Below are 13,519 nucleotides of genomic sequence, written 5' to 3' on the forward strand. Positions count from 1 at the left end.
GGCCTACTTGCCCACCGTCGCTTGTGCCCAGAGCTGGTCGAGCTCGGCCTTGCGCTCGGACGCCTTCACCACATCCAGCGGCCGGACCTGCGGCGCCGGTGGCATTTTGGCCGCGACGTCGGCCGACAGGGTGATGCCGGGCACGGCCGGCCGCACGAAGCCTTGCGCGAACAGCGACTGCCCGGACTCGCTCATGATGAAGTTGAGCCACAGCTTGCCGGCGTTCGGGTTCGGGCCGTTCTTCACCAGGCTGATGGCGTACGGGGCCGCAACGCTGGCCTCTTTGGGGATCACCACCTCGACCGCATCCCCCATGCCGTCGACATGCTTGGCCTTGAGCCCGTCGTTCTCGTAGCTGATCCACACCGGGATCTCGCCCTTGAGGAACTTGGCATAGGGCGTGGTGCCCTCCACCCGCAATACATTGCCGGCGGTGTGCAGCCTGCCAAGGTAGTCGGTGCCGGGCTTGATGTTGTCGACGTCGCCGCCGTTGGCGTAGGCCGCGGCGAAGGTCAACACCTGGCCGATGCCGGTGGAGCGCGGATCGAGGTAGACCACCGAGCTCTTGAACTCGGGCTTGAGCAGGTCGGCCCAGCCGGTAGGCGTGTTCTTCACCAGCTTCTTGTTGACCAGGAACGCAATGTTGAGCGTGTGGATCGTGAACCAGCGGCCCTCGGCCTCGCGGAACACGCCCGGCAGCTTGTCGAAGTTCACCGGTTTGAAGGGCGCGACCACGTCTTTCTTCACCGCGTCGACCGCGGACGCCGCGAAGTAGTACGCCGTATCGGCCTGCGGGCGCCGGCGCGTCTTGTCCAGCGCAACCACGGTGGCGGCCGAGCCGATGTCGTTGTAGGTCAGCTCGATCTCGGGATAGCGCTTCTTGAAGTCGCGGAACAACGACTTCCAGTTGGCCCATTCAGGGCCGGTGTCGAAGGAAACGCAAAGGCCTTCCTTCTGGGCTTCGGCGTACAGGGCCTTCTCGCCGGCATAGAGTTCGGGCCCATCGAAGGCGAAAGCGGTGCGCGCGACGAGCGCGGCCAGCGGAAGTGCGCCGGCGGCCTGGATCAAATGTCTGCGTTGCATGGAAAGCTCCTTGGTGTTGGGGGTGAAAGTGAGTTGGCAAGATCGGGCTTGGTGGCGGGTCAGTCGTCCAGCAGCCGCACGTGTTCCGGTGCGATGCCGATGGCCTCGCGCGCCGGCCAGGCCGAATCCGCCAGAAAGGGGCGGCTGGCGCCGGGCACCTCGAAGTCGTAGCGGGTCAGGGCCCCCAGGAAGCGCTGCGCGCCGGCGCGGCCTGTGAGCCGGTTCAGGCTCCCCGCAGGCGGATCGCCCTGGATGTGTTCGGGCCGGATCAGCACGTGCACGGCCGCGCCGGGCCTGCGCGAGCCGGTCGGCGCGGCGAGCTCCGCGAATCCGAGGTCCACGCGATCGCTGGCGCAGACCGTGGCCGGCAGCAGGGTCGACAGGCCGACGAACTGGGCCACGGCCCGGCTGGCCGGACGCTCGTACAACTCGCGCGGCGCCGCGATCTGCAGCAGCCGGCCGTCCTTCATCACGGCCACGCGATCGGCCATGGTGAGCGCTTCTTCCTGGTCGTGCGTCACCAGCAGCGTGGTGGCATTGAAGCGCTGCTGGATCGCTCGGATCTGGTCGCGCAGATGGCCACGCACGCTGGCGTCGAGTGCGGACAGCGGCTCGTCGAGCAGCAGCGCGCGCGGGTCGATGGCCAACGCACGGGCCAGCGCCACGCGCTGCTGCTGGCCGCCCGAGAGTTGCGCCACGGCGCGTTGCGCGTAATCGCCCAGTCCGACGACGTCGAGCAGTTCCTGCGCGCGCCGCGTGCGCTCGGCCGCGGGCATCTTGCGCAGCTTCAGGCCGTAGGCCACGTTGTCCAGCACGTCGAGGTGCGGAAACAGCGCATAACTCTGGAACACCATGCCGATGTGGCGCTGGTGCACCGGCTTGTTCGACAAGTCTTCGCCGTCAAGCGCGATGCGACCGCTGTGGCCGGTCTCCAGGCCGGAGACGAGCTTGAGCAGGGTCGACTTCCCCGAGCCGCTCGGCCCGATCACCGCGACCAGTTCGCCGGTGCGCACGTCCAGCGAGATGTCGTGCAGGCCCTGCGTGGTGCCGGGGTAGCGGTAGCTGACTTGATCGAGGACAAGGCTCATGAACGTGACCTGATGAGGGAAGAAGAAAACAGGGCCGAAGCCCCGGCGAGCAGCAGCAGGATCACCGTGGCCGCGCAGGCGAAGCCCGTGGCACCGTAGAAGGCCTGCAGCAGCACCACGGGATAGGTGCGGTTCTGGAAGCTGGTCAGCAGGTTCGACAGGCCGAACTCGCCCACGGAAATGGCCGCGACCATCACCAGGCCACTGATGAGACTCTGGCGCAGGCTGGGCAGCACGACGGTGGTGAACTGGCGCCAGTTCGATGCGCCGAGCGTCGCAGCGGCCTGCTCCAGGCGCTCGAGCCCGAGGTGACGCAGGTCGGCGAGCAAGGTGTTGGTCAGGTAGGGCAGCGTGTGGATGGCATGGGCGGCAATCAGCAGCGGCATCGAGCCGAGCCAGGGCAGCCAGTCGCTGTTGAAGACGATGATGTAGCCGAAGCCCAGGGTGATCGTCGGCACCGCGATCGGCATGGCGCTGACCAGGCGCGACGCCAGGCCGCCGCCTCGTCGCGCGCCGTGGTAGAGCGCATAGGCCAGCGGCATGGCCAGCACGGTGTTGATCGCGCAGGCCGCCAGCGCCACCAGCAGGCTGTTGACGAAGGCCTTGCGAAACGACGGGTCCTGCCACAGATCGAGGTACCAGCGGGCGGTCAGGCCGGTCGGCAACAGGGTGTTGGTCCAATTCTCGCCTGTGCTGCCCACCATGAGCAGGGCGATCGGCAGCACCAGGTAGAGGCCGTAAATCAGGGCAAGGCCGCGAATCAAATGAATGTCTCCATTGTTGTGAACACCGGGCATACTTTCCGGCTGCGCCAGTGTTGCCAGGGTGGCGTCACCGTCGTTGCAAATTCTAGGAGGAGGCCCAATGAAGATGGGTGAAAAGTGGATGACGTCTGTTGAGCAATCGGAAAGTGTTTGTCATCGAGCCTTCATGAAGCTGCGGCAGGCTCCGGCATGAAGCGCGACTGCCCCACCATCCAGGAGCTGCTGGCTTTCGACGCGGTCGCGCGGCACGAAAGCATCACGCTGGCGGCCGGCGCGCTGTGCATCACCGTGAGTGCGGTCAGCAAGCAGATCGCGGGGCTGGAGGCCTTCCTCGGCGGACGCGAACTGTTGCAGCGCAATGGCCGCGGCGTGCAGCTCACGCCCCAGGGCCGGGTGTACTGGCAGAAGATCGCCGGCGGCCTGCGCGCCATCGAGACCGCCACCTTCGAGGCGCGTTCGGGCGACGCCGGCGCCGGGCTGCTGACGCTCGCCAGCGTGCCCACCTTCCTCACCAAGTGGCTGATTCCCCGCCTGCCCGCGTTCGGCCGGCAAAGCCGGCAGGTCACCCTCAGCTTCAGCCGGCACCTCGAACCCACGGAAGGCATTCCTGTCGGCGTGGACGCCGCGATCCGATATGGCACCGACGGCTGGCCGGGCGTCGTGTCCGAATACATCGCCGGGCGCGAATTCGTGTTGATCGCCGCCCGCTCGCTGGTCGAAGAGCGGCACCGCATCGCGCAACCGGCGGATCTGCTGGGCCACACGCTGCTGCATCACGAGGGTGCGCCGACGGCATGGCGCCAATGGGCGGCCGACCACGGCATGGCCGAAAACCAGACCGTCTCCGGGCCGCGTTTCGCGCAATATGCCTCGTTGATCCAGGCGGCCGTCAACGGCCTGGGCATCGGACTCGTCCCGCGCATCCTGGTCCAGGGCGAACTGGCCGAAGGTGTGCTGGTGTCGCCGTGCGGAGTGCCAGTCATCGTCGACCAGGGCCACTACCTCTGTTACCGGCCCGACCGGCTCATGCTGCCCGGCTTCGCGGCCTTTCGCACTTGGCTGCTGGCACAAGGGGCAGAATCCCGCGGGGCCGAAGGGCGGGGTTGAACGGCCGGGCGAGGTTCTGCCGCTGGGGCATGGCTGAAAACCGTGGAAATTGCGCGTTTTGCAATAATCCACGGACTTGTATTTCCATTTTTTGAAACTGTTGAAACGTGCACGTTGACCCTCGCCTCCGGCCCCCACGCCTGGCTGAAACCACCCCGACCGGCCTGGCAGACTGTGCAGCGGAGCCGATCCGCACTCCGGGCGCCATCCAGCCCCACGGCTGGCTGCTGGTGCTCGATCCGATGGACTGCGGACTGCTGGCCTTCAGCGACAACCAGGACCAGCCGCGTGCACGAAGCGCCATTGGCCTGCTCGATCCACAACGGCTGCGCTCGCTCGTCCCCGACGCACTCCCTGTCGGGCTCGGCGCGCTTGTGCTTGACGGCGAGCGCTTCGACGTGTCCGCGCACCGCACACGCCAGCATTGCGTCGTGGAGTTCGAATATGCGACCGACGGTCCAGGCGACGACGCCCCGCTCTACCGCCTGACCCGGTCCTTCCTCCCCAGGCTGCAGCGGGCGGGCGAACTGAACGAACTCGCCCGCCTCGCCGCGGCCGAGATGAAATGCCTCACCGGCTTTGGCCGATGCCTGGTCTACCGGTTCGACGCCGCCGGCCACGGGGAGGTACTGGCCGAGGAACTCGATCCGGGCTACGACAGCTACCTCGGCCACCATTTTCCCGCCGCCGACATTCCCCCCCAGGCGCGCGAGCTGTACCTGCTCAATCGCGTGCGGCTCATCGCCGACGCCGACTACACCCCGGTGCCGCTGGCGGCGCTGGCGCCCGAACTGGCCACCGAGGCGGTCGACCTGTCGCAGGCCCAGTTGCGAAGCGTATCGCCGGTGCACCTGGCCTACATGCGCAACATGGGCACGCTGGCCTCGATGTCCGTGTCGATCGTGATCGACGGCCGGCTGTGGGGCCTGATTTCCTGCCATCACCACACGCCGCGGCGGCTGTCGCTGCCCTTGCGGCGCGCCTGCGAACACCTGGGCGAACTGCTGGCGTTGAGCATCCAGTCCAACGAGGTGACCAGTTCGGCCAGGAGCAGCCTGGCGCTGCGCCAACTCACCCTGGAACTGGTCGCGCAGTTGTCCGACAGCGACGCCTCGCTGCAGCAACTGGTGGCGCACCCCTCCCAGCTGCTGCGCCTGACGCAGTCGCGGGGCGCGGCCGTGGTGCGGGACGACCAGCTGTGGACCACGGGCGAAGTGCCTGGTGACGACCAGATCCAGGCACTCGCCAACTGGGTCGCCGGGCTGGGTGTGACGGTGTACGAGAGCAGCGCGCTGGCCCAGCACTTCGGACAGGCGCCGATTCCGCACGCGGCCGGCGTCCTGGCGATCTCCATTTCGCAGGTGCACCGCCACCTGATCCTCTGGTTCAGGCCGGAAATCGTGACGACGGTGACATGGGCCGGCGACCCGCGCAAGGCCGAGCCGGGTGGCGATGGCCACATCCATCCGCGGGCCAGCTTTGCCAGTTGGGTGGAGACCGTGCGCGGCCGGTCGCTGCCATGGTCGGCCGAGGAGGTCGGTGCGGTCAACGAGTTGCGCCAGGCGCTGATCGGCATCGTGCTGCGCCGAGCCGAGGAAGTGGCCGAGATGGCGACCGAGCTCGGCAGGGTCAACAAGGAGCTGGAAGCCTTTTCGTACACGGTGTCGCACGATCTTCGCGCGCCGATGCGGCACATCGCGGGCTATGTGGACCTGGTGGTCGATGCGGAAGGCGGGCAGCTTTCCGAGCGCGCCAGGAAATACCTGGCCAACGTCAAGGAGGCGTCGGTGTTCTCCGGCAAGCTGGTCGACGCGCTGCTGGAGTTCTCGCGCATGAGCCGCTCGGCGCTGAAGGTGAGATCCGTGAACGTCGGCGTGATGGTCGAAGGCCTGGTCCGCGAACTGAGCCGGCACGAGCGGGCCTCGCAGGTCGAATGGCAAATCGCGCCAGACCTGCCCGCGCTGCAGGCGGACCCGTTGCTGCTGCAGGTCGCGGTGCGCAACCTGATGGCGAATGCGGTGAAGTACTCCCGCACCCGCACCCCGCCGCGCATCACCATCCGGCCCGTGAGACGGGCGGACGGCGACGGCATCGAAGTCGAAGACAACGGTGTCGGCTTCCAGATGAAGTACGTGGACAAGCTATTCGGCGTGTTCCAACGCCTGCATGCCGCCGAGGAATTCGAAGGCACGGGCATCGGGCTGGCCAATGTGAAGCGCATCGTCGAACGCCATGGCGGAACGGTGTACGCGCACGGCGAAGTCGGCCATGGCGCCCGTTTCGGCTTCGTCCTGCCCCGACCCGCGGCAGACCCGCACCTCGATTCCAGAACTGGAGATCTCCTTGCTTAAACCGATCCTGCTCGTCGAAGACGACAAACGCGACCTCGAACTGACCCTGATTGCTCTGGAGCGCAGCCAGTTGGCCAACGACGTGGTCGTGATGCGCGATGGAGAACAGGCATTGGACTACCTGCGCCGCGAGGGCCCGCACGCGGACCGGGCCGAAGGCAACCCCGCGGTGGTACTGCTCGACCTCAAACTGCCCAAGGTCAACGGCATCGAGGTGCTGCAGGCCGTGCGCGGCGACGCGGCGCTGCGTGCCATTCCCATCGTCATGCTGACCTCGTCGCAGGAAGAGGCGGATGTGCTCAGGAGCTACGAGCTCGGCGTGAACGCCTATGTGGTCAAGCCAGTCGCCTTCGATCAATTCGTGAGCGCCATCGCCGACCTGGGCATATTCTGGGCCGTGCTGAACGAACCACCGCCCGGCTCGCTCAAGGTCAGCCGGCGCGGCGAACCATGAAAAGCACCGCCGACCCACACGCCCCGCTGCGCGTCTTGCTGTTGGAAGACTCCGCCTTCGACGCCGAACTGCTCACGGAAGCGCTGCGCGAGATCTACCCCAAGGCGTCGATCGACGTGGTGGCCAATGAGGCGCACTACCACCGGGCCCTGGTGCAGACCGCACCGGACGTCATCCTGTCGGACTACGAATTGCCCGGCTTTTCGGGGACCCAGGCCCTGTCGCTGGCCAGCCAGCTCGTGCCGCGGGTGCCCTTCATCTTCGTCTCGGGCATCATCGGCGAGGACAACGCGGTCGAGCTTCTCAAGCGCGGGGCCACCGACTATGTGGCCAAGGGGCGACTCGGCCGCTTGCCGCAGGTGCTCGAGCGCGCGCTGCGCGAGGCGGCCGAGCGCAATGCGAGGCAGACCGTCGAAGTGCAGCTGGACAAGGTGCACCGCGACTTCTCGGTCGTCGACAACCAGCGGCTCGCGCTCATCAACCTGAGCGACCGGATCCGCGACCTGGACGATCCGGTCGAGATTGCGTATGCGGCGGCCGAAACCCTGGCGCATGAGCTCAAGGTGGACCGCGCGGGTTACGGCATCGTGAACAAGCTCGCGGAGACCATCGACATCGCCAAGGACTGGAACGCGCCCGGCGTGAACTCGCTCGCGGGTCGCCTGCGGTTCCGCGACTACGGCTCCTACATCGAGGACCTGGCCCAGGGCCGCACGGTGGCGTTCGAGGATGCGCGCACCGATCCGCGAACGAAGGACACCGCCGCCGCGCTGGAGCGGATCAACGCCCGCGCCGTGGTCAACATGCCGCTCACCGAGAAAGGCAACCTCGTCGGCCTGCTCTACCTGAACCACGGCAGCGTACGCGCATGGACGGACACCGAGATCGGATTCGTGCGGGAAGTCGGCGACCGGGTCCGCTCCTCGATCGCCCGGCGCGAGGCGCAGGCCGAACTCCAGCTGCTGGCGCGATCGCTCGAGAGCCAGGTGCAGCAACGGACCTATGAACGCGACCGCACCTGGGCGCTGAACCAGGACCTGCTGGGCGTGGCCAGCGTCGACGGCCATTTCGAGAGCATCAATCCCGCATGGCAGGCGGTGCTGGGCTGGCAGGAAGCCGAAGTGCGCGCGGCACCTTTGCGCACCCTGGTGCATCCCGAGGATCTCGACGCCACGGATGCGGCCATGGCGGCGCTGAAGAACGGCGCAAAGACGACCCATTTCGAGAACCGCTGCCGCACCACCCTCGGCGACTACCGCTGGCTTTCCTGGACCGCGGTGCGCGACGACGGCCATGTCTACACCGTGGCGCGCGACATCACTTCCGAGAAGGTGCACGCAGCGGAACTCGATGCCGCCAAGGAACAGCTGCGCCAGAGCCAGAAGCTCGAAGCCGTGGGCCAGTTGACCGGTGGCCTGGCCCATGACTTCAACAACCTGCTGGGGGCGATCAAGGGCTGCCTCGAACTGATCCGCCGCCGCAACAAGGAAGGCCGGGCGCAGGACATCGACCGCTACGTCGAACTCGCCCAGGGTGCAACCGCGCGTGGCGCCGCGCTGACGCACCGCCTGCTGGCCTTCTCGCGCCAGCAGACGCTCGATCCCAAGCCCCTGGACATGAACCGCCTGGTGGCCGGCATGCAGGAACTGATCGCGCGCACCATGGGCCCGGGCATCACGATGGAGGTGGTCGGCGCCGCCGGCCTGTGGACGGTGGAGGCCGATCCGAACCAGCTCGAGAATGCCTTGCTGAACCTGTGCATCAACGCGCGCGATGCCATGCCGGATGGCGGCAAACTCAGCATCGAGACCGGCAACCGCTGGCTCGACGAACGTACCGCACGCGAGCGCGACGTATCGCCAGGCCAGTACGTGTCGCTGTGCGTGAGCGACAACGGTGTCGGCATGCCGCCGGAGGTCGTGGCGCGCGCCTTCGATCCGTTCTACACGACCAAGCCGCTCGGGCAGGGCACGGGCCTGGGGCTGTCGATGGTCTATGGGTTCTCCAAGCAATCGGGCGGGCAGGTGCGCATCTATTCCGAAGTCGGCAAGGGCACGATGGTCTGCATCTACCTGCCTCGCCATGCCGGCGAGGAAGAGGCGGCGGCCAAACCCGATGCGGTCCAGGAAGCCATGCCTGCACAGCACGGGCGTACGGTCCTGGTGGTCGATGACGAGGCCTCATTGCGCATGTTGCTCGTCGAAGAGCTTCGGGAAGCCGGCTACCGGGTGCTCGAGGCCGGCGACGGCGCCGAGGCGCTCCAGTTGCTGCAGACCGCAGGACGCGTCGACATGCTGGTCACCGACGTGGGCCTGCCCGGTGGCATGAATGGGCGTCAGGTCGCCGAGGCCGCACGTCTGGCACGCCCGGGACTGCAGGTGCTCTTCATCACGGGCTATGCGGAGAACGCCGTGCTGAGTCACGGGCATCTGGACATCGGCATGCACGTGTTGACGAAACCCTTCGAGTTGAGCGTGCTGGTGCGGCGTGCCAAGGAGATGCTTGCAGATTCGCCCGGCCCCTGAGCTCGCACGGGCGGCCGTGATTGGCTCAGCCGAGCCGGCGCAGGGGAAGGCCGGCGCTGTCCATCTTCGAAAAAAGCACGGTGCCGTGGGTCGAGTCCGTCACGAACAAGGTGCTCCGCCGCTCCCCGCCGAACGCGACATTGGTCGTCGACGCGCCAGACGGGCCCCGCAGAATCTGCACCGGTTCCGCCCGCCGGTTGAGGACCCACACGTAACCCAGGCCCGGATTGGCGATGATCAGCCGGTCCGACTCGTCCACGGCCAGGCCGTCGGGTCCGCTGGGTCCATACGAGGTGAAGAACTGACTCACCTTGGTCACGCTGCCATCCTCCATCAGCGGCACGCGCCAGATGCAGTTGCCACGCGTGACGGCCAGGAACAAGACCCGTTCGTCCGCCGAAAGCGCCACGCCGTTGGGACTCGGCACATTGGCGAGAAGGACATCCAGCTTTCCTGTCGGTGAGAGGCGGTAGACGCGGCCGGTGGGATCGTGCAGACCGCTCTGCCCCTGGTCGGTGAAGAACAGATTGCCCTTCGCGTCGAACACCAGGTCGTTCACGCCCTTGAACCGTTCGCTGTTGCGCCGTTCGAGATACGGCGTCACGTTGCCTGTCGCCACATCGACGCGAACAAGCCCCTGCTTGTAGTCGGTCACCAGGAGCTCCCGCGCATTGAGGAACTTCATCCCGTTCGGCTCGCCGTCGTATTCGGCGACAAGACTCCATTCGCCCGCCGCATCGATCCGGAAGATGCGGCCCCAGGGGATGTCCGTGACATAGAGGTTCCCGGCATCGTCGAACACCGGCCCCTCGAGAAACGAATCGACGGGCTGGCCACCCCGGTTGGCATCGGCCCAGGCGCTGCGCACGCCGGTCCTGCGCCAGCGCTCGGGCATGCTGGTGAAGGTTTCGAGTTCACGTACCACAGGTGCTTGCAGAAAAAACATGGCGGTCCTCTACTGCTTTTCGATCTGGGCCGAAGCCGCCACCTTGCTCCACAGCTGGGTGTTGTCCGCCAGCATCCTGGCAAACGCCGTTCCGTCCACCACTTTGGGCACGGCGCCCAGATCATCGGCGAATTTCTGGATGTCCGCGCTGGCCATGGCCACGGCGATTTCCTTCTGCAGGCGCTGCAGTGTCGCCGCCGGCGTGCCTTTCGGCGCCCACAGGCCCGTGAAGTTGATGACGCCGTAGCCATGGATGCCGGCCTCCTCGAAGGTCGGCGTGTCCGGTGCGGCCTTCAGCCGCTTGTCGCCGCTGATGGCGAGCAGCCGCAGCTTGCCCCCCTTGACCTGCCCCATGACGCCAGGCGTCGATGCGATCTGGAAGTCGATGCTGTGGCCCATCAAGGCCAGGGTGGCTTCGCCGGCGCCCTTGAACGGCACATGGGTGGCGTCAAGCCGGGCCACGCTCTTGAGGGCCTCCGTCGAAAAGTGCGGTGTGGTGCCCGCGCCGCCCGTGCCGTAGTTGAGTTTGCCTGGATTGGCCCTGGAATACGCCACCAGGTCGGCCACGGTCTTGAAATTCGAATCGCCCGCAACCACCAGCGCCATCGGCGCAAAGTTGAACGCGGACACCGGCACGAGGTCCTGGTCGTAGTCCCATGGCAGCTTCTTGAAGACGTTGGGAAGAATCGAATAGGTCGTGTCGTTGGCCATCAGGGTGTACCCATCCGGGGCCGAGCGGGCCACCTGCAGCGCCCCGATCGTGCCGGTGCCCCCCGCCTTGTTCTCGACGATGAAGCTCTGGCCCGTCTGCTCGGTCAGCTTCTGCGCAATCCTGCGCGTGACCTGGTCGACGGCGCCGCCCGGCGGATAGGGCACGACGATCTTGACGACCTTGTCCGGGTAGGCGCCTTGGGCCATGGCGCCGGCCGGAAGCGCGCATGCGACCGCGAGAGCGCACCACACGACAGTGGTGCGACGGGAAATTTTCAGGGGATGGTTCATGTTTGTCTCTCTGTCGAGTTTGGCAGCCTTTCGAGCCGCCGATAGCCCGGCCGTCGGCCGGATGGAGGTGGTGTCTTCTTCGCTCATTCCGCCTTGAGGTCCAGGTCGCGGGCAAGCTTGGTGTAGGTGGCTACCTCACGCTCGACCTGGGCCGAGAAGGCGCTGCCGCAAGTGGTGTCGGCGTCCAGACCGAGGCCACGCAGCTTCTCGGCGGCGGCCTCGCTCCTGGCAAACTCCGTGGCCACACGTTCCAGGGCCTTGGCCACCGGGGCCGGTGTCCCCGCAGGGGCCAGCAGGCCGTACCAGGCGTCGGCGGAATAACTGCCGCCACCGGCTTCGACGAAAGTCGGCACCTGCGGCAGAAGCGGCGAACGCCTGGCGGAAGCCACGGCCAGCGCATTCACCTTGCCCGTCCTGATCTGCTGCAACACCGATCCCAGCGTGGCAAAGGAACTGTCCAGTTGCCCACCCATCAGGTCCGTGACGACGGGCGCGGCGCCTTTGTAGGGCACGTGGTTCAGCTTCAGGCCGGCGCTGCGTGCGAACATTTCGGTGGCGAAATGCCCGGAGCTGCCGACGCCCGCCGTGCCGGCGCTCACACTGCCGGGGCTCTTGCGTGCGCGATCCATGAATTCGCTCAGGGTCTTGACCGGCATACCCGGCCCCACGACCAGTACCGTGGGACTCGTCGCGACGGTGCAGATCGGCGCGAACGAATGCACAGCATCGAATTTCACCTTGCTGTACAGCGCCGGAATCATCGTGTGGTTCGTCGCGCCGAAGAGGAGGGTGTAGCCATCGGCGGGCGCACTGGCCACGGCTTGCGCGGCAATGATGGTGTTGGCACCGGGCTTGTTGTCGATGATGAACGGCTGACCGAGCGTGCGGCTGGCGTAATCGGCAAATGCGCGGGCCACCACGTCCGTCGGGCCGCCTGCGGCGAAGCCGACCACCAGCTTGACGGGCTTGTCGGGATAGGAGGCGGTCTGGGCATGGCCGGGGCTTGCCCACAACAGGCTGCCGGCCACGAGGCAGAGCGAGGAAACAAGGGATGGGCTGGGCGTGTATTTCATGTCTCGTCCTGGATGAAGGTTGCCGTGTTCACCGGCTTTGGGATGCGAAGGGTTTCAAACGGTGGCAACGGGGGTTGCCGGGGAGCCTGCGGCGCCTGGCAGCCGCAACGGTGGCGCGGTCAGCAGGAAGCGATGGCGGCCATGCGTGCGCAGCCACCTCGCCAGCGGCGTCAGCAGCCACAGTTCGCCGAGGTGGATGCCATTCTTGAAAAGGCAGTGCTCGTGCAGCGGAAGGCGTGGCCCGCGCAGCGGTGTCGGCGTGGTGAGTCGGGGCTCGACCAGTTCGACGGCAGGGTTGTCCGCCAGCAGGCAGGCCAGCCGGCTGTCCACGATCCAGTTCAACAACTTGGCGTCGCGGCCGTCCAGCCCCGTTCCGGTCTCATGCAGGCGCTCGATGTCCGGTTGCCGGTTCATGGCCAGCAAGGTGTCGGCGAAACCGGTGTGCAGGCACACCATGTCGCCGGGTTCGATGGCGATGCCATCGGCCTCCAGGATGCGCATGACCTGGTCGTAACCCACGGCCTGTCGCCGGCGGCCCAGGTGGTGTTCCAGATCGATCATCACGCCCCGGCCCTGCGCGCCGTGCTCGGCCAGGTGCTCGATGCCGAGCGCGCCGGCGTTGGGGCCCGGGAAGCGCGCCCAGTCGGCAACGGCATCGGGATCTTCGGTAGCGCCGTGGATTTCAACGCCGGCCCGGAAACCGTTGTAGAACACCGCTTCGGCATGTCCGTCACCGTCCGCGTCGAAACGGCTGCCCATGTGCGCCAGGCTGTCCCACTGCGTCGAATACTGCGTGTTCATGAGCAGCACCTCGTCGCACACCACGTCGGTGAGGTCCGTATCCTCGTCCGCGTAGGACCAGCAGAAGCCCTGCTGCCCCCGGCTTTTACCGTCTCGCAACGTGGAGAACTTCTGCACGGGCAGGCGACGCGGATTGAGTGCCATGCCGCCGGGCACGTCGAGGGGCAGGGACAGGCAGAACGTCAGCCCCTCCCTTACCTCGGCAATGCCCTGCAACACCTTGGCGCGATCGACCAGGTTCATGCGCCCACGTTGATCGTCGACGCCGAACTCGCCCCAGTTCGCGCCTGCGGGTGCATGTTTCCATCGGCGTGTCACGGCAGCC

General features: G+C 66.8%; 11 protein-coding genes. 4 read left to right on the forward strand and 7 right to left on the reverse strand.

All coding sequences use genetic code 11. The annotated features are described in order from the left end of the window. Nucleotides 1–3: 3 nt before the first annotated feature. From RD110_RS22575 to RD110_RS22585, 3 genes are read right to left on the reverse strand one after another with little or no spacing between them, the layout of a single operon-like run. Nucleotides 4–1,083 carry an extracellular solute-binding protein gene (locus tag RD110_RS22575; protein WP_076202160.1) on the reverse strand — a complete coding sequence of 360 codons (1,080 nt, stop codon included), beginning with the start codon at nt 1,081–1,083 and terminating at the stop codon, nt 4–6. A 59-nt stretch (nt 1,084–1,142) separates the two neighbouring features. Continuing rightward, the gene (locus tag RD110_RS22580) at nt 1,143–2,171 is read right to left on the reverse strand and encodes an ABC transporter ATP-binding protein (RefSeq protein WP_076202162.1); all 1,029 of its coding nucleotides are present in this window, start codon (nt 2,169–2,171) and stop codon (nt 1,143–1,145) included. After that, nucleotides 2,168–2,968, reverse strand: coding sequence for an ABC transporter permease (locus RD110_RS22585; protein WP_076202164.1), 801 nt, complete (start codon nt 2,966–2,968; stop codon nt 2,168–2,170). The genes RD110_RS22580 and RD110_RS22585 overlap by 4 nt, the downstream gene beginning before the upstream one ends. Nucleotides 2,969–3,124: 156 nt before the next feature. On the opposite strand from RD110_RS22585, the gene RD110_RS22590 reads away from it, so the two are divergent. The 4 genes from RD110_RS22590 (at nt 3,125) to RD110_RS22605 (ending at nt 9,372) form a co-directional block, all read left to right on the forward strand. Next, nucleotides 3,125–4,042, forward strand: a complete 918-nt coding sequence (locus RD110_RS22590; protein ID WP_076202166.1) for a LysR substrate-binding domain-containing protein — start codon at nt 3,125–3,127, stop codon at nt 4,040–4,042. 107 nt (nt 4,043–4,149) lie between these two features. Then, nucleotides 4,150–6,393, forward strand: coding sequence for an ATP-binding protein (locus RD110_RS22595; protein ID WP_083686475.1), 2,244 nt, complete (start codon nt 4,150–4,152; stop codon nt 6,391–6,393). Then, nucleotides 6,386–6,847 (forward strand): response regulator, encoded by a 462-nt coding sequence (locus RD110_RS22600; RefSeq protein ID WP_076202168.1) that lies wholly within the window; start codon nt 6,386–6,388, stop codon nt 6,845–6,847. The genes RD110_RS22595 and RD110_RS22600 overlap by 8 nt, the downstream gene beginning before the upstream one ends. Next, complete coding sequence (locus RD110_RS22605; protein ID WP_076202169.1) at nt 6,844–9,372, forward strand: response regulator; 2,529 nt, start codon at nt 6,844–6,846, stop codon at nt 9,370–9,372. The genes RD110_RS22600 and RD110_RS22605 overlap by 4 nt, the downstream gene beginning before the upstream one ends. Before the next feature lie 25 nt (nt 9,373–9,397). Here RD110_RS22605 and RD110_RS22610 read toward each other — a convergent pair whose 3' ends face one another. From RD110_RS22610 to RD110_RS22625, 4 genes are all read right to left on the reverse strand, one after another. Beyond that, nucleotides 9,398–10,318, reverse strand: a complete 921-nt coding sequence (locus tag RD110_RS22610; RefSeq protein ID WP_076202171.1) for an SMP-30/gluconolactonase/LRE family protein — start codon at nt 10,316–10,318, stop codon at nt 9,398–9,400. Between the two features lie 9 nt (nt 10,319–10,327). Further along, nucleotides 10,328–11,320: a Bug family tripartite tricarboxylate transporter substrate binding protein gene (locus RD110_RS22615; protein ID WP_157900305.1), complete on the reverse strand. Its 993-nt coding sequence runs from the start codon at nt 11,318–11,320 to the stop codon at nt 10,328–10,330. An 83-nt stretch (nt 11,321–11,403) separates the two neighbouring features. Continuing rightward, nucleotides 11,404–12,393 (reverse strand): Bug family tripartite tricarboxylate transporter substrate binding protein, encoded by a 990-nt coding sequence (locus tag RD110_RS22620; protein ID WP_076202173.1) that lies wholly within the window; start codon nt 12,391–12,393, stop codon nt 11,404–11,406. Nucleotides 12,394–12,447: 54 nt separating this feature from the next. Then, nucleotides 12,448–13,512: a cyclase family protein gene (locus RD110_RS22625; RefSeq protein WP_076202174.1), complete on the reverse strand. Its 1,065-nt coding sequence runs from the start codon at nt 13,510–13,512 to the stop codon at nt 12,448–12,450. Nucleotides 13,513–13,519: the final 7 nt, after the last annotated feature.

It is taken from the genome of Rhodoferax koreense (assembly GCF_001955695.1).
GTDB lineage: Bacteria > Pseudomonadota > Gammaproteobacteria > Burkholderiales > Burkholderiaceae_C > Rhodoferax_B > Rhodoferax_B koreensis.